At 57.7% G+C, this 20279-nt stretch carries 18 protein-coding genes; 9 read left to right on the top strand and 9 right to left on the bottom strand.

The window, feature by feature from the left end; genetic code table 11:
* Positions 1 to 135 precede the first annotated feature (135 nt).
* The 3 genes from zwf to Q1K07_RS00985 all read left to right on the top strand — a co-directional run bounded on the left by zwf (position 136) and on the right by Q1K07_RS00985 (position 3074).
* Entirely contained in the window at positions 136 to 1635 is a 1500-nt protein-coding gene (zwf, locus tag Q1K07_RS00995; RefSeq protein ID WP_300306421.1) for a glucose-6-phosphate dehydrogenase, read from the top strand.
* Positions 1636 to 1651: 16 nt separating this feature from the next.
* Entirely contained in the window at positions 1652 to 2323 is a 672-nt protein-coding gene (pgl, locus tag Q1K07_RS00990; RefSeq protein ID WP_300306418.1) for a 6-phosphogluconolactonase, read from the top strand.
* An 88-nt stretch (positions 2324 to 2411) separates the two neighbouring features.
* Positions 2412 to 3074: a bifunctional 4-hydroxy-2-oxoglutarate aldolase/2-dehydro-3-deoxy-phosphogluconate aldolase gene (locus Q1K07_RS00985; protein ID WP_149283738.1), complete on the top strand. Its 663-nt coding sequence runs from the start codon at positions 2412 to 2414 to the stop codon at positions 3072 to 3074.
* A 239-nt stretch (positions 3075 to 3313) separates the two neighbouring features.
* Here Q1K07_RS00985 and Q1K07_RS00980 read toward each other — a convergent pair whose 3' ends face one another.
* Positions 3314 to 4051, bottom strand: coding sequence for a GntR family transcriptional regulator (locus Q1K07_RS00980; RefSeq protein WP_300306410.1), 738 nt, complete (start codon positions 4049 to 4051; stop codon positions 3314 to 3316).
* Between the two features lie 169 nt (positions 4052 to 4220).
* Between Q1K07_RS00980 and Q1K07_RS00975 the strand changes: the two genes are divergently transcribed.
* Together Q1K07_RS00975 and Q1K07_RS00970 are read left to right on the top strand one after the other, a co-directional pair.
* Positions 4221 to 5054, top strand: coding sequence for an amidohydrolase family protein (locus Q1K07_RS00975; RefSeq protein ID WP_300306407.1), 834 nt, complete (start codon positions 4221 to 4223; stop codon positions 5052 to 5054).
* A gap of 28 nt (positions 5055 to 5082) precedes the next feature.
* A complete protein-coding gene (locus tag Q1K07_RS00970; RefSeq protein ID WP_300306404.1) occupies positions 5083 to 6384 on the top strand; it encodes an SLC13 family permease in 1302 nt (433 codons plus the stop codon).
* Positions 6385 to 6453: 69 nt separating this feature from the next.
* On the opposite strand, the gene Q1K07_RS00965 is transcribed toward Q1K07_RS00970, so the two are convergent.
* From Q1K07_RS00965 to edd, 8 genes are all read right to left on the bottom strand, one after another.
* Positions 6454 to 7305: a LysR family transcriptional regulator gene (locus tag Q1K07_RS00965; protein ID WP_300306401.1), complete on the bottom strand. Its 852-nt coding sequence runs from the start codon at positions 7303 to 7305 to the stop codon at positions 6454 to 6456.
* A gap of 18 nt (positions 7306 to 7323) precedes the next feature.
* A complete protein-coding gene (locus Q1K07_RS00960; protein WP_300306398.1) occupies positions 7324 to 8520 on the bottom strand; it encodes a cyanate transporter in 1197 nt (398 codons plus the stop codon).
* Entirely contained in the window at positions 8517 to 9722 is a 1206-nt protein-coding gene (locus Q1K07_RS00955; RefSeq protein ID WP_300306395.1) for an amidohydrolase family protein, read from the bottom strand. Before Q1K07_RS00955 ends, Q1K07_RS00960 begins: the two co-directional genes overlap by 4 nt.
* Positions 9723 to 10034: 312 nt before the next feature.
* A complete protein-coding gene (locus Q1K07_RS00950) occupies positions 10035 to 10988 on the bottom strand; it encodes a carbohydrate kinase (RefSeq protein WP_300306392.1) in 954 nt (317 codons plus the stop codon).
* Positions 10989 to 11018: 30 nt separating this feature from the next.
* Positions 11019 to 11903, bottom strand: coding sequence for an aldo/keto reductase (locus Q1K07_RS00945; RefSeq protein WP_300306389.1), 885 nt, complete (start codon positions 11901 to 11903; stop codon positions 11019 to 11021).
* A gap of 2 nt (positions 11904 to 11905) precedes the next feature.
* A complete protein-coding gene (locus Q1K07_RS00940) occupies positions 11906 to 12871 on the bottom strand; it encodes a D-hexose-6-phosphate mutarotase (RefSeq protein WP_300306386.1) in 966 nt (321 codons plus the stop codon).
* Positions 12868 to 13836 carry a glucokinase gene (gene glk, locus Q1K07_RS00935; RefSeq protein WP_300306383.1) on the bottom strand — a complete coding sequence of 323 codons (969 nt, stop codon included), beginning with the start codon at positions 13834 to 13836 and terminating at the stop codon, positions 12868 to 12870. The genes Q1K07_RS00940 and glk overlap by 4 nt, the downstream gene beginning before the upstream one ends.
* A gap of 10 nt (positions 13837 to 13846) precedes the next feature.
* Entirely contained in the window at positions 13847 to 15736 is a 1890-nt protein-coding gene (gene edd, locus Q1K07_RS00930; protein WP_300306380.1) for a phosphogluconate dehydratase, read from the bottom strand.
* Positions 15737 to 15952: 216 nt separating this feature from the next.
* Here edd and Q1K07_RS00925 point away from each other — a divergent pair, with 216 nt between their 5' ends.
* The 4 genes from Q1K07_RS00925 (at position 15953) to Q1K07_RS00910 (ending at position 20276) form a co-directional block, all read left to right on the top strand.
* On the top strand, positions 15953 to 17095 hold the full coding sequence (locus tag Q1K07_RS00925) for a GNAT family N-acetyltransferase (protein ID WP_300306377.1): 1143 nt from the start codon (positions 15953 to 15955) through the stop codon (positions 17093 to 17095).
* Positions 17096 to 17172: 77 nt separating this feature from the next.
* On the top strand, positions 17173 to 18561 hold the full coding sequence (locus tag Q1K07_RS00920) for a sigma-54 dependent transcriptional regulator (RefSeq protein ID WP_300306374.1): 1389 nt from the start codon (positions 17173 to 17175) through the stop codon (positions 18559 to 18561).
* A gap of 675 nt (positions 18562 to 19236) precedes the next feature.
* Positions 19237 to 19644, top strand: a complete 408-nt coding sequence (locus Q1K07_RS00915) for a hypothetical protein (RefSeq protein WP_300306371.1) — start codon at positions 19237 to 19239, stop codon at positions 19642 to 19644.
* Between the two features lie 35 nt (positions 19645 to 19679).
* Entirely contained in the window at positions 19680 to 20276 is a 597-nt protein-coding gene (locus Q1K07_RS00910; protein WP_300306369.1) for a hypothetical protein, read from the top strand.
* The last annotated feature ends 3 nt before the right edge of the window (positions 20277 to 20279 follow it).

Below are 20279 nucleotides of genomic sequence, written 5' to 3'. Positions count from 1 at the left end.
GCGCGTAAGGAAAGATTTTTGTGTAAGTTTACAAAATATTGGTTGCACCAGACGTCAATTTTCCACTATTTTTTGGTAAACTTAGGGAATTGATAGGCTAGTGCACTTTCTCCCTACCTGCATACGAGGACGGTTATGACACGACACACCCGATCCGGTGACGCTGAGCGTACCGATGTCGATCTAGCGTTGTTCGGGGCACTGGGAGACCTGTCCCAGCGCAAGCTGTTCCCCGCGCTTTATCAGCTTGATCGGGAGGGCTTGCTGCACAAGGACACTCGCTTGCTGGGGTTGGCTCGCCAGGAGATCAGCCTGGAAGAGTTCCGTGGCAAGGTCGAAGCCAGCCTGAACAAGTACGTCAAGGCCAAAGAGCTCGACGAGCAGGCCATGACACGCTTCCTTGATCGTCTGTCGTTCATCACTGTGGATTTCAAGGTGGCTGAAGGCTATGGCGCCATTCGTGAATGGTGCCAGACGGCGAACCACGAGCGTCCGCTGGTGGTGTACCTGGCAGTGGGTGCCAATATCTACGGTGATATCTGTCGTCATCTCCAGGCCAGTGGCAGTCTCGATGAAGATAGCCGCGTGGTGGTGGAGAAACCCATTGGTTATGACCTTGAGTCATCGAATGTCATCAATGATGCCATCGGTGAAGTATTCCCCGAGTCCAGGGTCTACCGCATCGACCACTATCTGGGCAAGGAAACGGTTCAGAACCTGATTGCTTTGCGTTTTGCCAATCCGTTGTTCGGCACCCAGTGGAACCAGAATCATATCTCCCATGTGGAGATCACCGTGGCGGAGAAGGTGGGTATCGAAGGGCGTTGGGGCTACTTCGATGAGGCCGGTCAGTTGCGCGACATGGTACAGAATCACCTGCTGCAACTGGTCTGCCTGATTGCCATGGATCCGCCGGCCAATCTGGATGCCGATGCGATCCGTGACGAGAAGGTCAAAGTGCTCAAGGCGCTTAAGCCGTTTACCGATGACATGCTGGGGCGTGATGTGGTGCGCGGTCAGTACACGGCCGGCACCAGCGATGGCGTCAGTGTCCCGGGATACCTGGACGAGGAAGGGGCCAATATCTCCAGCCACACCGAAACCTTCGTTGCCATGAAGACCGGTGTGTCCAACTGGCGCTGGGCAGGCGTGCCTTTCTATCTGCGTACTGGCAAGCGCATGCCAGAAAAACTCTCCCAGATCGTCATCCATTTCCGTCAGCAGCCGCACTATATCTTCGACCCGGATCAACGGGCCCTGGCCGCGAACAAGTTGATCATTCGCCTTCAGCCGGAAGAGGGCATCAGCCTTGAAGTGCTGACCAAGGACAGCGGTCTGGACAAGGGGATGCGCCTGCGTCGCGGGCCGCTGGCTCTCGATTTCAACAGCGCCTTCCCCAAGGCACGTATTCCGGATGCCTATGAGCGTCTGCTGCTGGAAGTGATGAAAGGCCAGCAATATCTCTTTGTGCGTCGTGATGAGGTGGAACATGCATGGCGCTGGTGCGACAACCTGATTTCCGCCTGGAAAGAGCGCAATGAATTGCCGCGGCGCTATCCGGCGGGGTCCTGGGGACCGGTGGCATCCATCGCCATGATTACCCAGGATGGACGCAGTTGGTATGAGGACTACTGAGATGGGGACTACTGAGATGAGTACTCACACTCCCCGTGAGCGGCTGGCTCGACAACTGGCGGAAAATGTTGCCGAGGCGTTGCGCCAGGACCTGGCCAGCCAGGAGCGTGCCTTGCTGATTGTTTCCGGCGGCTCCACTCCTGTGCCGTTCTTTGCGGCTCTCTCCGAGCAGGAACTGGCCTGGGATCGGGTCGATGTGACCTTGGCGGATGAGCGTTGGGTCAGCCCTGATGCTGATGACTCCAATGCTCGCCTGGTGTGTGAGAATCTACTGGCCGGCAAGGCAGCGGCGGCCAATTTCATATCCCTGACAACGGATCATGCCACTCCGGAGGAAGGTGTTGATCAGGTTGCCAAGCGAGTCGAGGCCTTGAGCTGGCCGGCAAGCGTGGTGATTCTGGGCATGGGCGGGGATGGCCATACGGCTTCCCTGTTCCCTGATAGCCGTGAGCTTGATCTTGCTCTGGCCACTGATGCCCCGGTGGTGGCGGTACGTACCCCAAGCCAGCCTCAGGCTCGAATCACCTTGAGTGCGGCTCGCTTGCATCATGCACGGCGCCATGTCCTGCATCTCACGGGCGATGACAAGCGTGCCGTGCTGGGGCGTGCCATGGTGGGGGACAACGTGCGTGAGTTGCCGATTCGAGCCTTTCTCAGCTGTCCACTAGCGATCTACTGGGCCCCTTAGGGCTTGCCTGAGCCCTTGGAGTGTCTGAAAGGTTGGAAGGATACGGACAGCTTTCAGACGGATCTGAACGAATTCTGGAGTGATTTTCATGACCATCGAAAAGCAATTGCCCTCTACTCGCACCACTGAACTCGACAGCATCTGCCTCAAGGCGGAAGTGATTCCGGTGATTACCATCGAGCGTATCGAAGACGCCATTCCCATGGGGCGTGCCCTGGTCGAAGGAGGTCTGACCGTTCTGGAAGTCACTCTGCGCACCGACTGTGCCATTGAAGCCATTGCGCGTCTGAAGAAAGAAATTCCCCAGGCCAGCATCGCTGCTGGAACCGTGCTGACACCAGCACAGTATCGTCAGGTCGAACAGGCGGGTGCTGATTTTGTCGTGACACCGGGAGCGACCGACGCGCTCTATCGCTACGGTGTCGAAAGCCCGGTGCCGATGCTGCCGGGTGTCGCCACCATTTCTGAACTGATGACCGGTTGGCAGTATGGCTATCGTCGTTTCAAGTTCTTCCCTGCTGAAGCCAGTGGGGGCGTCAAGGCACTCAAGGCATTCGCTGGCCCGATCAGCGAAGCACGTTTCTGCCCCACTGGTGGCATCAGCCTGAATAATGCCGCAGATTATCTGGCCCTGCCCAATGTGATGTGCGTGGGAGGTTCCTGGTTGACCCCGAAGTCTCTGGTCAATGAAGGCGACTGGGATGCCATTCGTGCGTTGGCCAAGGAAGCCGCCGACCGTTTCCACCACTGATCGGTTATCACCACCGAACGCAACGCAAACTGAATCCCCGCGCCATGTGGCTTGGCCCCATGGCGCCGAGGGCACCGCGCTCTCTGCACCGGAAAAGCGCCATGCGCTGCTCCATGTGCTCTCTCGGCAGCTGGTGCTGTCCTTCATCCGGCCTCTGTGGCCGGATTTTTTTTATGCATGCCCTCGATTCGAGCAAGCCGTCTACCTAGCGTGCCATCGTGATCGTGGCTGCGAGTGCATCAGGAAATGTCGATGCGGTAGTGAAAGGTATCTGCAGCCCCCCATGAACGACGATACTCCAGGGGAGTACGGTCATACCCAAGGGCAGTACGATCAATGATCACCACTGGGCTGCCTTGTTCTATGCCAAGCATCTTCGCGGTCCTGGCATCTGCACGTGACACGCTTAGCGTCTCTGTGGCCGAAGCAATGAGTTGCCCACATTGGCTTTCATAGAAGGGGTAAAGCAGATTGTCGAACTCTTCCAGCGGTATATTTTCCAACGCCTGGAAACGCCCATGAGGAAGCCAGATCTCTTCGCGAAAGATGGCGTTGCCATCGATCTTGCGCAGGCGATCCAGTTTCAGCCCTTGAGCTTCCGCATCAAGCTGGAGGGCCTGCCTGACATGGTGAGGTGGCTTGGCCAGGCTTCGTGCCAGGACTTGTCCTTCGGGTGTGATGCGCTCACCCGACGTGCTGGTCTGGCGAAAGAAACGCAGGAATGAGCTTTCGAAGTCCGGGCGCCTGACGAATGTGCCGCGCCCCTGGCTACGCTGCAGCAACCCGTCGCTGACCAGGGTATCTACTGCCTTGCGTATGGTTCCAATGGCCACGCCATATTCTCGGGTCAGCTCGGCCTCTGTCGGGATTGGGCCTCCGGGTTTCCATTCCCCTGATGCAATGCGAGTCTGAAATGCGTCTCTCAAGCGCTGATACAGCGGTAGGCGCTCGTCGGTAGGCAACTTGGCCGACATCATGTAGACATCCATATGACCAGATAACGAAATGCCAACAGGCTACCACCTTTAGTCGTAGTCCTCGACTATTGGTGCTTTGTCTTTGGTAGAGTGCGATTCATATATATGAATATATGTCTGTATGAATTGTATTGTTCAGAGGCATTGTGCCTGCAGGAGATGAAATACCATGAGTTCGACACTCCCCATCGTTGTCACCGGTGTGGACACCCATGCACATGTGTTCAGGGCTGATCTTCCTCTGGTTCCGGGGCGCCGTTACAGCCCTGACTATGATGCGTCGGTTGACAGCTTTCTCGGCCATCTGAACCTCCACGGGGTGTCTCATGGCGTCCTGGTTCAGCCGAGTTTCCTGGGGACTGACAACAGCTTCATGGTGGCCGCATTACGCCAGCATCCGTCGCGGCTCAGGGGAATTGCCGTGGTCGAGCCTGAGATACCCGACAGCGAGCTGGATCAATTAGCTGATGCCGGGGTGGTCGGCATTCGCCTCAACCTGGTCGGCAAGGCTCTGGGTGGTTTCACCACCAAGGCCTGGCGGCAATTGTTCGAGCGCATTGCTGCACGTGACTGGCAGGTTGAAATACAGCGTAGTGCCGAGGACATCGCCGAGATTGCGACTCCGGTGCTGGAATCCGGCGCTACGGTAGTCATCGATCATTTCGGGTTGCCAGAGGATGGCAATGAGAAGCCTGCTCCCATGCACCATGCATTGCTTGATCTGCTAGCGCATGGGCGGATCTGGATGAAGCTTTCGGCAGCATATCGAAGTGGCATGAATCTTACCCGTGCAGGGCATGTTCTGAAGCAAATACGCTCCGCTGGTCTGGAACATGATCGCTGGTTATGGGGAAGTGACTGGCCACATACACGCCACGAGTCTGAGCAGAGCTATGCCGATCAATGGCGCTTTCTTCAGCAATTGATCCCTGATCATGCCGAGCGCAGCAAGGTGTTGATTGACAACCCATCACGTCTATTCCGTATCGATACGGCTAGCTGAGAAAGAACAATATGAGGAGTCTTGCATCATGATGAGTGTCATCGTTGTTGCTGCCATTGCGGTATCGATTGCTCTGGGATATCGCACCAGAATCAATATCGGGCTATTTGCCATTGTCTTTGCTTATCTGATCGGTTGTTTCGGGCTGGGATTGGGGCCCACCGATATCATCATGATGTGGCCGCTTAAGATATTCTTCATCATATTCTCGGTGTGTCTGTTCTACGGCTTTGCCATTGTCAACGGCACGCTGGAAAAGCTTGCCGAACATATGATGTATCGGTGTCGGAAATTCCCCCACATGATGCCTTATGCGATTTTTCTGGCATCGCTGTTGATTGCTGCGCTTGGGGCAGGCTACTACACCGTACTGGCCTTCATGGCGCCGATAACGCTTCTCCTGTGCGAGAGGACGCGTCTCAGCCTGATTGCCGGCGGGATGTCGGTCAACTATGGCGCCCTGGCGGGAGCCAACTTCGTCTCCAGTCAAAGTGGCATCATCTTTCAGGGGTTGATGGTCAATGCGGGTATCCCGCAGAGCACGGCATTCCTTAACAGTCTTGCCATTTTTGCCAGTACCACAGTCATCCCCTTGATAGTGATTACAGCTTTTGTCTTCTTTACCAGAAACCGCTCGGCCATGGCCGAATCGTTAAGTGATATCACGGCACCGGCGCCACTTGATCGGGAGCAGAGAGCCACGCTTAAGTTGACGGTTCTCATGATGCTGACGGTACTTGTGCCTCCAATCGCTCACCTGATAGCACCAGATAATGGACTCATTGAGTTCATCAATTCGAAGATCAATATTGGCTTGATTGCCAGTGTATTTTCCGTCATTGCATTGTTGATGAAGCTGGGCGACGAAAAGAAAGCCATTGCCGCCTTGCCGTGGGGAACCATCATCATGATCTGTGGTGTCGGCATGTTGATATCCGTGGCCATCAAGGCCGGCACCATCGACCAGTTGGCTTCCTGGATTGGTGCCAGCATACCTGCCATTCTGGTTCCGGTCGTCTTTGGCATTGTGTCGGCGTTGATGTCGCTGTTTGCCAGTACTCTCGGGGTGGTGACGCCGGCACTCTTTCCTGTTGTGCCATCGATTGCCAATGCCTTGTCGATCGATCCCATGGTGATCTTCGTCTGCATCGTGGTAGGTGCTCAGGCAACCGCAATATCACCGTTTTCTTCTGGAGGAAGCCTGATCCTGAGTTCGGCACCCTCCGACAAGGGACACACGCAAGTGTTCAATGGGTTGCTGTTCCGTGCCGCACCCTTGGGCTTCATTGCTGCAGTGCTGTTCAACCTGGGGCTGACCTTCCTGGCTTGATGATCGCGCACCGCCCTGGCTCAGTAGGGCGGTGCATCAGTCAGGGAGAAGCATCTGGGGAGCAGGGACTTACTGCCTGAGCAGGCCTTTCAGCAACTCGGCCAGCTCCTGGACTCGGGCATCTGCTGTCGGGCGGTGCAGGATCACGACTTCCATGCTGTCGATAGGGGACAGGCCGTAATGCCCATCGAGCACCACGTGCTGATCGGTGATGGCGCGTGCGGGTAACAGGCTCAGGCCCATGCCTTCGGCTACTGCTGCCTGGATACCGCTCAGGCTGGAGCTGGTGAAGCTGATTCTCCAGCGACGGCCAAGGTGCTCGATGGCACTGATCATGTCATCGCGATACAGACCTCGAGGGGGAAATGTCACGATCGGGACAGGGTCCAGAGTGATGGACTGTGTATTGTGGCCATCGATCCACAGCAACTTTTCTGGGCAGCATGCCACGCCCGCACGGCTATGCTTGCGCTGCTTGATGATGATCAGGTCAAGCTCGCCCTGATCATAACTGTGGCAGAGGTCGCGGCTCAGGCCACTGGTCACCTCCAGCTTGACCTGAGGGTGCTGGCGGTTGAAGGCGGACAGGAGGTGCGTGGTCGGCCCTGCAACGAAATCATCGGGTAGCCCCAGCCGGACAGTGCTTTCTATTTCTCCGGCCAGTACATCGAACAATTCCTCGTTAAGCGCCAGCATGCGACGGGCATAACCCAGCACGGTCTCGCCCGCATCTGTCGGCTGTACTTCCCGATGGCTACGGTTGAGCAGGCGGTGCCCGGCGATATCTTCCAGACGGCGTACCTTCTGGCTGACAGTCGATTGTGTCGAGTGCAGGCGGGCTGCGGCAGCAGTGAAACTGCCGCAGTCGGCCACCATGACGATGGTCTTGAGGAGGTCCAGATCAAACAGCCGGGAGGTCATGTGCTCTTCTTGTGCGACTCAGGGGTTCATCGCCAGATGATAGCGGCTCGGATCAAGTCGGAGATAGAGCATCAGGGAAATGAGGGCAAGACACAGGTGCATGATCCATCCCGCTTGGTATGTACCGGTCCAGCTCAGCAGCATGGCGAGAGCCAGCGGCCCCAGGGCAGCAATCAGGAAACCGCCACCTTGCATGATGGCCGTCAATGCTCCCGCTTGCTGTGGTGAAGGGAGATGATCAAGGGCAGTGACCAGCGAGATGGCGAAACTTCCACCCAGGCCGATGCCGCAGGTGGCCGACCAGGCAATGGGAGAAACATCAGGTAGCCATGCAAGGCCCAGATAACCCACGATCTGCAGGGCGGCGGTGACACACAGGAAAGGTCGTCGGTCCTTGCTGGAGGAGGCTAGATAGCTGATACCGACTGCGGCAAACGCCTGACATATCGCCATGATGGAAACTAGATTGGCACTATGTGCCACGCTTAGCCCCTGATGCTGGTAGAACGGTGCCAACCAGGTGACAGCGGACGAATACCCGGCGTTGACGAAGCCGAATGCCACCATCAACAGCCAGGCCCTGGGCAGACGTATCAATGTCTGGATGATGGCGGTGTCCGGGCGTTCGTTACGTTGGTCCCCGAGGGTACGGTAGGCAAACAGCGTGGCAAGGATGGCTGGTAATGCCAACCAGGCGAGCGCTTCTCTCCAGTCATGGCCATGGCTGACCAGCAGAGGTGTCACTTGTGCTCCCAGAGCGCCGCCGCCCATGATGGTGGCGGAATAGATGCCCGTGATGATGGCCATTCGCCCCGGGAAGTGTTCCTTGATGACACCTGGAAACGTCGACTGAATGAAGGCCACGCCAATACCGCAGAGCAGAGCGGTAAACAGCAGAGTATCCGCGCCGGGCACGATGAGGCGTAGCAATGAACCCAATGCCAGGATCACAAGCGCTCCCAGTATGCCGCGCCGGGTTCCGACATGGGCTTGAAGGGCGGGAGCAGCAAAGGCACCCAGTCCCATGACGATGGTCGGAATCAGCGTCAACAGTGCTGTACCGGTATACGTCAGGCCTGTATCTGCGCGGATGAGCTCAATGATGGGGCCTGGGGAGGTCAGAAAGGGGCGCAGATTGATGGCGACGAAAACGACCAGGATGACCATTGGAAGCTGAAGGTCGTCACGTAGCTCCCGGCAGGCTTGCTGACTCATGAGGGCAATACCTGTGAATCTCCTGATGGCTGTTGTCCCGGTGTCCAGAACTGCCCTTGTCGGACGATTTCCCGGCGTGTCGTGCCTTCTGCCACAGCCGCGGCCACATTGGGAGCATCAATGACCAGGAAGGTCGCTGGATGTCCTGGCTGAAGAGCGTAGCCGTCCAGCCCGACTACCCTGGCAGCGGCCTGCGTCACCATCTCGAAAGCGACATTCAGTTCCTCATCGGTATTGAAGCCGGAACGGTAGGCAATCAGCATGGCGCGCTGGAGCATGTCGCCGTTGCCGTATGGCCACCAGGCATCGCGGATATTGTCATTGCCAGCGAAAACGTTGACCCCGGCTTCTCGCAGTTTCAGCACGGGAGGGAAATCTCGGTCTCCTGGAGCGTTGGTCATGATGGAGACACTCGCATCGGCCAGCGTCCGAGCAATGCCTTCCAGGGTGTGCGCACTGACATCGCCAAGACTGTAGGCATGGCTGACGGCCACTCTGCCACCCAGGCCGAGGGCTTGAGTACGTTGCGCAATGCGCTGCAATTGATCGATACCCTGCAGGTCCGGTTCGTGCAGGTGAATATCGACCTTCACGCCATATTTATCGGCAAGACCGAAGACGATATCGAGCTGCTCCTCGGCGGCAGTGTCGAGCGTTGTGGGGTCGATGCCTCCGATGACATCGGCGCCATCTTGAAGAGCTGCCTCGAGAATATCCGCTGTGCCGGGGCAAGATATGACCCCTGCCTGAGGAAATGCGACCAGTTCGATATCGACAAGGTCACGCCATTTTTCCCGGGCTTCCATGACCGCATGCAAGTGGTTCAAGCCCGTCGTGGCATCGACATCGACATGGCTGCGCATGGCCAGAGTGCCATAGGATGCCGCCTGTCGAATCAAGGCGTGGGCGCGCTCGACGACAGGCCTGGCATCAGCCAGTTCGGCTTTCTCGATGGCCATGCGCTCCCGGAGGCTGCCGGCAGGACGATGGGGCCGCCAGCGGTCGCCGACGAAGCTCTTGTCCAGATGAATATGACCATCGACGAAAGCAGGGATCACCAGACGCTGCTGGAGATCGATGATCTCTCTTGGCATGTGTTCCGGCAGTTCGGAACAGATGTCAGTAATAACCCCATTGCTGACCGAGAGATTGATCCGGTCACCCGTGGCCGAGATGGCATTGATGAAGATACGTTCAGTCACTCTGGACCTCTGTGATGAGGGAAGTTTGCAGCAAGCCTGCCGCAGCGTTTCATCAAGAGACGCCGGGGGAGTTCAGTAGGAGCAACTCAACGATAGGGAGGAGGAGAACTATTATCCAATTAAATATATGGATGCAGAATATCTGTAAATCGAATAGCTCTGGTGATCAAGACGTAGTGAAAAACAATAGTGAAAAACGGTAACGGGAGACGAAAGCCAAGGACTGAGAACGGGGGAATGCGAGAGCTGAATGCAACAGCCGCAGACAACAGAAAGGCTGCTGCCTGCGGCCACGGGAATGGCTGAAAAGTTTCAGTTCATCACATCATTGCGGGTCGGCAGGGCAGAATAGGCGCCCGGGCGGGTGACTGCGTGGGCACCACAGCGGCAGGCAAGTGTTAGTGCCTGGTTGAGGAAGGCGGTGTCGTGTTGCCAACCATCTTGCTGCCAGTTGTGCTCGGCCAGGGCCGCAAGCAGGCCTCCGATGAAGGCATCGCCGCCGGCAGTGGTATCTACCGCTTTCACCTTGGGCGGTGTCATGTGGGTAACACCGTTGGCGGTATAAGCAGCAATGCTGCCAGGGCCATCAGTGATCACGATCAGGCGGGCACCTGCCGTGAGGCGTTCGGCCAGCCAGTCTTCGCGTGGGTGATCGCCACGTAGGGTATCAAGCTCTTCGCTGGACAGCTTGACCAGTTGGGCCAGGTCGATCAGGCGAGTGACCAGGCCGGTATCGACTTTGTGGCCTTCCCACAGGTTATGCCGCAGGTTGGCATCGACACTGACCAGGCTGTTGGCGCGTTTGGCCATTTCGGCAATGGTCAGGGTCGTGTCGGCAATGTCCGGGTCCGTCAGGCTGTTGCTGCACATGTGGACAATGGCAGGTTGGGCAAAGATACCTACCGGTAGATGGTCGACGCGATACAGCAGGTCGGCAGCGGGCGGACGGTAGAAATCGAAGGTGCGTTCACCGTGCTCGTCCCGGGACACGAAGGCCAAGGCTGTACGGGCTTCGTGGGTGCGTACCACGCCACTGATATCAACACCATGCAGGCTTAATTCCTGTTCCAGGAAGCGACCGAAGTAGTCGTCACCGATCATGCCGAGAAAATGGCTGGACAGACCTAGACGTGCGCAGGCTACCGCCACATTGGCCGGAGCCCCTCCGGCATAGGGCGTGAAGGTTTCAGGGCCTTCGACAGCATTACCCAGTCGGTTGGACAGCATATCGACGAGGGCTTCACCGAAGGCGATGACGGGCGTCATGGGGCTTTCTCCTAGTAAACCAGGCACTTCTCAGGCGACTTCGTGACCACGGGCTGCTTCCAGCAGAGTGAACCAGCTGGAGCGGTCGATCACGTGATTGGCGTCCTGGGTTAATTGTTGGATTCGTGAGGTCTTGAGGCTACCGATGACGGGCAACGGCTGGCCTGGCAGGGCACGCAACCAGGCCAGCGCCAGGCCGGCCGGGCTGACACCGTGCTCGCTGGCCATGTTGGCAAGGGTGGAGCCAAGCGAACCGCTCAGGCATTGGCCCCCTCCAAGCGGGGACCAGGCCATGGGTATCTGCCCATCGCCGACCAATGCATCGAAGAGACCATCGAACAGGGGCGTCGAATGGCTAAGGGACAATTGCAACTGGTGAGCGCCAAGGCGGTGTTGCATGGCGGCCTGAAGGCGACGCCAGGTTTCCGGCAGGAAGTTGGATATGCCGGCGCTACCGATCTTTCCCGCGCGAATGGCGCTGTCCAGTGCCTGAGCCGTTTCTTCGGCATTCATCAGCGGATCAGGGCGATGGATCAGGAAATGATCGATATGCTCGATACCCAGGCGCTGCAGGGAAGCATCGATGGACGCGGTAACATATGCTGCCGTGCAATTGTAATGCTTGATGCCTGGTGTCGAGCTGTCCCGCTGTGGCGTGATGATGCCGGTCTTGGTGACCACACGCACTCGGCCAGCCAGTTGAGGCCGATGCCTCAAGGCCTCGCCGAACAATGTCTCGCAGCGACGATCACCATAGATATCCGCGTGGTCGAACCAGTGCAGCCCCTCATCCAGCCGCGCTTCAATCCAGTTCGCCAGGTTCTCCGTCCGAGTGAGCGCTGTGTCCTCGGCCAGGTTCATCATGCCAAGGGCGAAAGGGACATCGAAGGAGGACTGCACGGCTTCTATGCTCATGATCAGTCTGCCAGAGAAATCGTGGTGGACAGCATGTGCTGGGCGCCAGGCACCAGCCATACAGGGTCGAGGCGAGTATTGGCCGCCTCTACGCACAGGAAGCGGCGAGCGGCTTCCGGCGGGGTATCGGGCGGCGGAGTATCGCCGGGATTCCAGACAACGGCAGAGTCGCTGCTGTGACGGGCGATACGCAGGCGACGTTGTCCATCGTCGAGAATCACCTCGGCATTGCTGTGGTAGATACGGTCGATGGCAGACCGCACGCCCAGTTCGCCTTGCTGCTCGCTTTCGTCGAAATCCTTGAGCTTGTCCAGGTAACGGGCTCCTGCCAATCCTTCCACGCGACAGGCAAAGACTTGATCCACCGCCAGATAGGAGTGCAGGGCAGCGGTCATCTTCACGGGTGTGTCGCCGACATGCTCGGTGATCAGCTCCACGTGCAAGCGTTGAGCATTGGCCTGAATCACGGCTCGGGGATGCAACTGGCTGTGAAAGCGCTCGGGTAGTGACAGGTGCAGCTCGACACCTTCTTCATGCTCGTCGACCGCATCCAGGTGCCAGTCGGCACGGCGCACTGGTCCATGCATCGGCCCGGAGCGATCGGGAGATTCGTCGGCAGTGTTTTCATCGGCGAACCATGGCCAGCACAGGGGAATACCACCACGAATGGCCCCAGGCACCTGCTGAGGTGTCGGCGTCACCCACAGCCAGCCCCCCGGGATCAGCGGCTCCTGGGCGCCACTATCGACAGCGTCTGCAGCTCGTGCGGCTTCGGGCGCAGAAGAAGAAGCGCCTGCGGTCTGCGCGGTTTTGGGCGCAGGAAGATAATGAAGCACCTGTGCCCCTTGCAGGGAAACTGCCAACTGGCCCCAGTCTTCGTTGGCCAGCCATATGTCACGGCCGGCCCATTCACAGCGACGCTGGCCTTGAGTGGCATCGATCAGTGCCTTGAGTGATGCAGGTATCATTCGACCTCCTCGTTGTGGAGTGCCTCGGCAGCACCCAGCAAGCCCGTCCAGGGAGCAGTGACCACATGCACGGCAATGGCTTCGTTGTAGGGCCGCATACGGCCCTTGGCACAAAATGCATTGAGGAAGCCGCTATGGGGCAGCCAGTCGATCAGCCGTGGCACGATGCCGCCGCATAGATAGACACCGCCGCGAGCTCCCATGGTCAATGCCGCGTCACCGCTTACACCACCGAGGATCTTGAGAAAGCGCAAGATGGTATCACGTCCCAAGGGATCTCCGGCGTTGGCCAGTTGCGTCACTTCGGCAGGAGACTCCGCCTGCGGGGGAAGTGCCTCGATCTCGGCGAGTACTCGGTATAGATCAAGCAGACCCTGGCCGCACAGCACCCTTTCGACGCTGACTCGGCCATAACGGCGGTGGAAGCGCTCGTAGATGGCCAGTTCCTGGGCGTCGGTAGGTGCGAAGCTGACATGGCCCCCTTCCGTGGGGAGAGGAATCCAGGCGCGCCGGGCAGGGAACACTCCGGCCACGCCCAGTCCTGTACCAGGACCGATCACCAGGCGGGCCGTGTGCTCCACGTTTTCGCCTTCCTGAACGGTGATCAGGTCATCGTCGCTTACATGAGGCACACCCAGGGCCTGGGCCATGAAGTCATTGATCACCTTAAAGGTGGCCAGGCCCAGAGCCTCTCGGACTTCTGTCTTGGTGAAATCCCAGTGATTGTTGGTCATGGTCACCCGCTCGGTATGCACCGGGCAGGCAAAGGCAAGACAGGCTTCCTGAGGCGTATTTTCTCCACTGGCACCGACCCGCAGCAGATAGTCACGGACAGCCTCGACCACGCCGGGGTAGTCGGCACAGGGCAGGGTGAGAATGTCATGTGGCGCGGTGGTTCCCGGAGTCACCAGTGCAAAGCGTGCATTGGTGCCTCCGATGTCTCCGATCAGAGCTGGGCGTGTCATGGGGCGTCTCTCAGGCGTCCTCGTCGTGAATCTGGCCTTGCTGGCGAGCAAGGTCGTCGGCTTCGAAACCACCGAATACCCCAGCACCTTCTTCGGCGCGCATGGCCAGGTGGCGGAAGCCACCGAACAGTTCGCGCCCCAGGCCTACATGATAGTGATCCAGCTCGGCCACCTGGTTGGGACGTTCAGCCCATGCGGCAGCTTCCATGGTCACCTTCAACTCGCCCTTGTCTGCATCCAGGCGGACCACATCGCCATCCTTCAGCTTGGCAAGCGGGCCGCCGTCGATGGCCTCGGGGGTCATGTGGATAGCCGCCGGCACTTTACCGGAGGCGCCGGACATGCGTCCATCGGTGACCAGGGCAACGTGATAGCCACGATCCTGGAGCACGCCAAGATAGGGCGTCAGCTTGTGCAACTCGGGCATGCCGTTGGCCTTGGGCCCCTGGAAACGCACGACGACAATGACATCACGATCCAGATCACCAGACTCGAAGGCTGCCTTGAGTTCATTCTGGTCTTCGAAGATCTTGACCGGGGCTTCCACGATGCGATGAGCAGGATCCACCGCAGAAACCTTGATCACCCCACGGCCCAGGTTTCCATCAAGTACGTTGAGACCGCCGGTGGCAGCAAAGGGGTTGGAGACCGGGCGCAATACGTCGGTGTCGAGGCTTTCGCTGGGGCCTTCGCGCCACACCAGCTTGCCGTCCTCGAGGAAGGGCTCCTGGGTATAGGCCATCATGTCGGTGCCGAAAACCGTGGGGATGTCGGCATGGATCAGGCCGGCCTGGATCAGCTCCCGGAACAGCAGGCTCATGCCACCGGCAGCCTGGAAATGGTTGATGTCGGCCTGGCCGTTGGGATACACCCGGGTCAGGCTGGGCACTGCACCGGAAAGCTCGGAGAAGTCATCCCAGGTGATCGTAATGCCTGCCGCTGCGGCCATGGCCACCAGGTGCATGGTGTGGTTGGTGGAACCACCAGAGGCAAGCAGACCTACCATGGCATTGATGATGGCGCGTTCGTCGATCTGACGATAGAAGGGACGGTAGTCGCCGCCTGGGGCCGAGTTGCGTACCGCCTGTTCTGTCGCATAGCGGGTCAATGCTTCGCGGATTCCCGTACCTGGGTTGACGAAGGAAGAACCGGGCAGGTGCAGCCCCATGAACTCCATCATCAGCTGGTTGGAGTTGGCCGTGCCATAGAAGGTACAGGTGCCAGGGCTGTGATAGGACTCGGACTCTGCTTCCAGCAGCTCATCACGACCGACCTTTCCTTCGGCAAACAGTTGACGGATCCGGGCCTTTTCCTTGTTCGGCAGCCCGCTGGGCATAGGGCCTGCAGGAACGAACATGGCCGGCAGGTGGCCGAAGCGTGCGGCGCCGATGAACAGACCCGGCACGATCTTGTCGCAGACGCCCAGAAAGAGAGCGGCATCGAACATGTTGTGAGACAGGCCGACTGCGGTGGCCATGGCAATCACATCGCGTGAGAACAGTGACAGCTCCATGCCTGGCTGGCCCTGGGTCACGCCATCGCACATGGCAGGAACGCCACCGGCGAACTGGGCAGTAGCGCCCATGCCACGGGCGGCATCGCGAATGATATCCGGATAGACCTCATAGGGTTGATGCGCCGAAAGCATGTCATTGTATGCTGAGATAATGCCCAGGTTGGCGCTGTTCAGCATCTTGAGCTGATTCTTGTCCTCGGTTCCACAGGCGGCGAAACCGTGGGCGAGGTTGCCGCAGGACAGTTCACTACGATGTACGCCACGACGGTGCTGGGCTTCCATGCGTTCCACATAGAGAGCACGACGTTCTCTTGAGCGTTCGCGAATACGCTCGGTAACGCGGGCGACGGTGGGATCGAGCGAAGGAGCTTGATTGCTGGCCATGGTCAACCTCGGGCGATGGTATTGGTATGCTTGCGCGTAACTTTACCAAAAAAATATCAAAAATCCTCGGTCTTCTCTCGGTGCTTTGGTCGAATTCGTAGTTTTTTTACAGAGAGAGGGCGAAAAGATGACAACAATGCATGTGGCAACTGTGTTGATGGTGCATGGACTAAAGTCTGGCACTCTATGACCGTATCGCAAAGCTTAAGGATGCCCATGTCCCAATTTGTGGTGACCCGAATATCCCGTATTGCGGAGGTTCCTCCGCTGGCCTGGAACGCCTTGGCGGGAGATGACCACCCTTTCGTGCGTCATGAGTTCCTGCATGCTCTGGAAGCCAGCGGTGCCGTGGGGCCGGGAACAGGGTGGGAGCCTCAGCACCTGACATTGTGGCAGGGTGATGTACTTGTTGGTGCCTTGCCCTTTTATCGCAAGCTGCATTCCTGGGGAGAGTATGTCTTCGATTGGGCCTGGGCGGATGCCTGGCAGAGAGCGGGAGGACATTATTATCCCAAGGGAGTGAGTGCCATTCCCTTTACTCCTGCGCCTGGACCACGTCTGCTGTTGGCTGAAGGTGTCAATGCGGCTGAAGCGGTCACCACGCTGGCGAAAGAGTGGGAAAACGATGACCGTCTGTCCAGTTGGCATCTGCTGTTTGCTGACGAAGGGGAGGTGGCTCAGTGGCGGCAAGCCTGTCCCGGGCTGATTCCTCGGCGAGGTGTGCAGTTCCAGTGGCGAGACCAGGGCTATGCGGATTTTGATGACTTCCTGGCTGCCATGACTTCGCGCCGTCGCAAGGAGATCCGGCGTGAGAGACGTCGGATTCGTGATCAGGGCCTTGTGCTACGACGCCTGTGTGGCGATGAGATCTGTCCGGATGATATACGCCATTTCTTCTCCTGTTATCGACTTACCTATCTTGAACGAGGCCAGCAAGGCTATCTCAACGAGGACTTCTTCCAGCTCCTGCGGACGGACATGCCCGGAACCCTGGTATTGATTCAAGCACTTCATCAAGGCAAGCCCGTGGCGGCGGCGCTATGCCTGCAAGGTGCCCATAGCCTTTATGGACGCTACTGGGGCAGTGAAGTCATGGCGGATTGCCTGCATTTCGAGACTTGCTATTACCAGGGCATCGAACATTGCCTCGCCAATGGGCTGACGCTGTTTGATCCTGGTACCCAGGGGGAGCATAAGGTGGCACGAGGGTTTGCTCCGCGCATGCTGACGTCCTTGCACTATATCGCTGATCCACAATTTGCTGATGCGGTCGCACGATTCTGCCGAGAAGAAGCAGGTCATGTGGCGGCATACTCTCAAAGCACAATGGACGGCCTGCCGTTTCGGAGTAGCCTGTAAGAAAATACTATGATCAAGAACAATACATGCGGGTGAGCAGGAGCTTGCCCAGAGCATCGGAACGTGGGGATGGTACGATGCAAAACTTGCAACGCGGTTGTTGGTGGATAGGGGATCCGAAAGGTAAAGCAGAGAATCTGTATCACGGACTCGGATCCAGTGGCTGGGATATCTCGTTACTGCAAGGAACATTGTCCGAATACCGAATGCGTGATGATGACCCATGCCGAGTGGGTGTCATGGTGCTGGATGATCTATCGGCGCAAGACCTGCGCCACCTTGAGCCATTGATCCTGAGAAGTACCAGTCCATGGGTCGCTGTCGGTGATACAACCAGCATGGAGGACCCGGATAAACGCCGCATCATTGCTCACCTCAGCCATGCCATGGTGTCTCCCGACATTGATGTAATGCGTTTGACGATTCTGCTGGAGCATGCTGCCGAGTTGTCGCGACTGCAACATATCGAGCGTGAACAGCATGGCTTGTTGGTGCTTGATGACGAGGATGCCCAGGAATACGAGTTCGTCGGTACCACTCCGGTGATGTGGCAATTGTTCAAGACCATTCGCAAAGTGGCGGCAGTGGATGCCCCCGTGTTCATCAGCGGAGAGTCGGGAACCGGCAAGGAACTGACGGCACAGGCCATCCATGAGCGCTCAGCACGTGCGGAACATCCCTTTCACGCCATCAACTGTGGCGCATTGCCGGAGCACCTGATTCAGTCCGAGCTGTTTGGCCATGAGAAGGGGGCCTTCACGGGGGCCCAGCAGCGTAAGATCGGGCGTATCGAGGCTGCTAATGGTGGCACACTGTTTCTGGATGAAATTGGTGACTTGCCGCTGGAACTGCAAGTCAATCTACTGCGCTTTCTCGAGACCCGTTGCATTCAGCGTGTCGGGGGGCTGCAAGATGTCTCGGTGGACGTCAGAATCCTTGCCGCAACGCATGTCAATCTGGAGCTGGCCGTCAAGGAGGGGCGCTTTCGTGAGGACTTGTATCACCGGCTCAATGTGTTGCAGGTCAATGTCCCTGCTCTGCGCGACCACTCCGAAGACATCGAGATTCTGGCTCGCTTTTTCTTCGAGCGCTTCTCCAGCGAAAAGGCTTCGGGACTCAAGGGCTTTTCTCGAGAAGCGTTGACAGTGATGCAGCGCTACCACTGGCCAGGCAATGTGCGTGAGCTGATCAACCGTGTGCGCCGGGCCATGGTGATGTGCGAGAGCCGCTTGATTCGGCCGGAGGACCTGGGACTCGAGCGACGTGGCTTCAATCGCCATCACATGACACTGGAGGAGGTTCGTGAGAAGGCGGAACGTGATGCCCTGCTGGCGGCATTGGGGCGCAATCATTACCGGGTCAACGCGGCAGCCAAGGAACTGGATGTATCCCGCGTGACGATTTATCGCCTGCTCGATAAGCATGGCATTTCGCGCACGCCTCCCGAAGAAGTGCGCTTCTCCTGAAGCGAGTTCGATATCAGGCCATGCACCTTGGCTGCTGTTCACGCTGAGTGTTGCATGGCTGAGACATTCCTCTCAAATACTGATAAAAAACTTTGATTTTGGCATAACCTGCTGAAATAAATGCTATTAATTCCTTTTTGAGTGTTTTGCACCTATCGCCGTTGGTACTTCTTGCTGCATGCGCATCAAGGGCGAACGGATAGCTGTCGCGGTTGTAACACTATCTTCACGCGCATTGCATCACGGCAAATTTTTTTCTGCTTGAGCCAGGCATCCCTTATCTGTCCTGCCTTTCCATCCTTGTATGGCGGCATTCGTCCCCTGCTGTCGTGGCGGATGGCTTCCTGTATCGCCTCTCCTCTGTACCATCTTTGTTACTTTTTTATATCTCATTGATTGAAAAGACTATTTTGTCGATTCATTGAATCGGTCGAGCTTCTTTTACCTGTGTTGTTTCACGAAGTTAACAGTATCTGTCGCTTCATATAATTTAATGTCAATAAAAACAGTTAGTTACATAGTTGGCACGAGGCTTGCTCTAGGTATGGTGTCATCCCGGAGGTCGGCCACAAAGAACGGGGCACAAAGACTTTTCGCTTCGAGGGCTGCGGGGGCTTGGCAGGGTGCAGAAGGGAAGGCCGCATAACAGACCATCAGCGTGGCGGAGATACTGACATGAAGCCGTCAACCAAGCAAGCACGGGTATATGCAGAGAGAGCAGCTCCATGCATACCTCTGATATGTGCAGCGGCGATATGTGCTGTGGCATTGGTCGTCGGCAGTACAGCAGCCAATGCCGACAGCCTGTCCTCTGCCCAGGAAGCGATGAGTGTCGAGGAAGCCAGCATGAATGTTGGCCCTGCTATCGGGCTGGAGTCGCCAAGGCTACTGGGAGACCAGGATCTGGGACACATTCGTGGCCGGTTCGTCGAAGTGCCCAGTGTCGATGTCAATGGCGTGATTCTGTGGGACGAACGGCCAGGACGTGGTGTTGGAGGAAGTGGTAGCGGCAGCAGAGATCATCGTGTGTCCAGCGGCCTCAACAATACACAGAGCGTCAATGTCTTTTCGCAGTGGGATTAGGTGAACGGACTAGCTGAACGGGATAGGTAAACGTCATGCGCAACATGATGGTGAGCCAGATCAAGAAGAGGATTCCGGAGCATTGGGGTCATGGGAGCATCCGGAACGGCTGGCAGCAACGGCTGGCAGCAGTGGGGGTCGTCGCCGTGGGCTGTTTGACCGTTGGGGACGGTCAGTCCATGGCAGCGGATCTTCGTCCAGGTGTACAGCCTGGAGAAATTGTCGTGATGAGGGAGGTTGAGCCTGCCTATGCAGGATGGGTCGATCGTGACAACGGGCCGATTCGAGCCCGAGCCGATCTGATGAGTGGTAGCCGTATGGCCAATGCCGCGACTCACCGAGTTCATGGGCAGATGCAGGGGGTCACGGCGATCATGCTCAGCGACTCGGAGGCCGCCAGCATTTCCAGTGGCATTGGCGGCGCCACCCAGCGCTTGCATCAGGCACTCGGGACCCACCCATCTGCATCGCATAGGGGCAGTACTGGGGGGCTGTCCGGTTCCATCAGCTCTGGTCTGGGAGGGCAGGCTGGTGGTGCTGGCGGTGGTATCGGAGGCGTGCGTGGTGTGACGTCTGGCATTGCCGGTTCAGTGACCGGAGCGCTTGCACCTCTGACAGCAGGGAGACCATGAACC

This window comes from Halomonas sp. (genome assembly GCF_029263665.1).
Classification (GTDB): Bacteria; Pseudomonadota; Gammaproteobacteria; order Pseudomonadales; family Halomonadaceae; genus Halomonas.
Note: the sequence above shows the minus strand (reverse complement) of the source record. Positions and strands in the feature narration are given on the sequence as shown.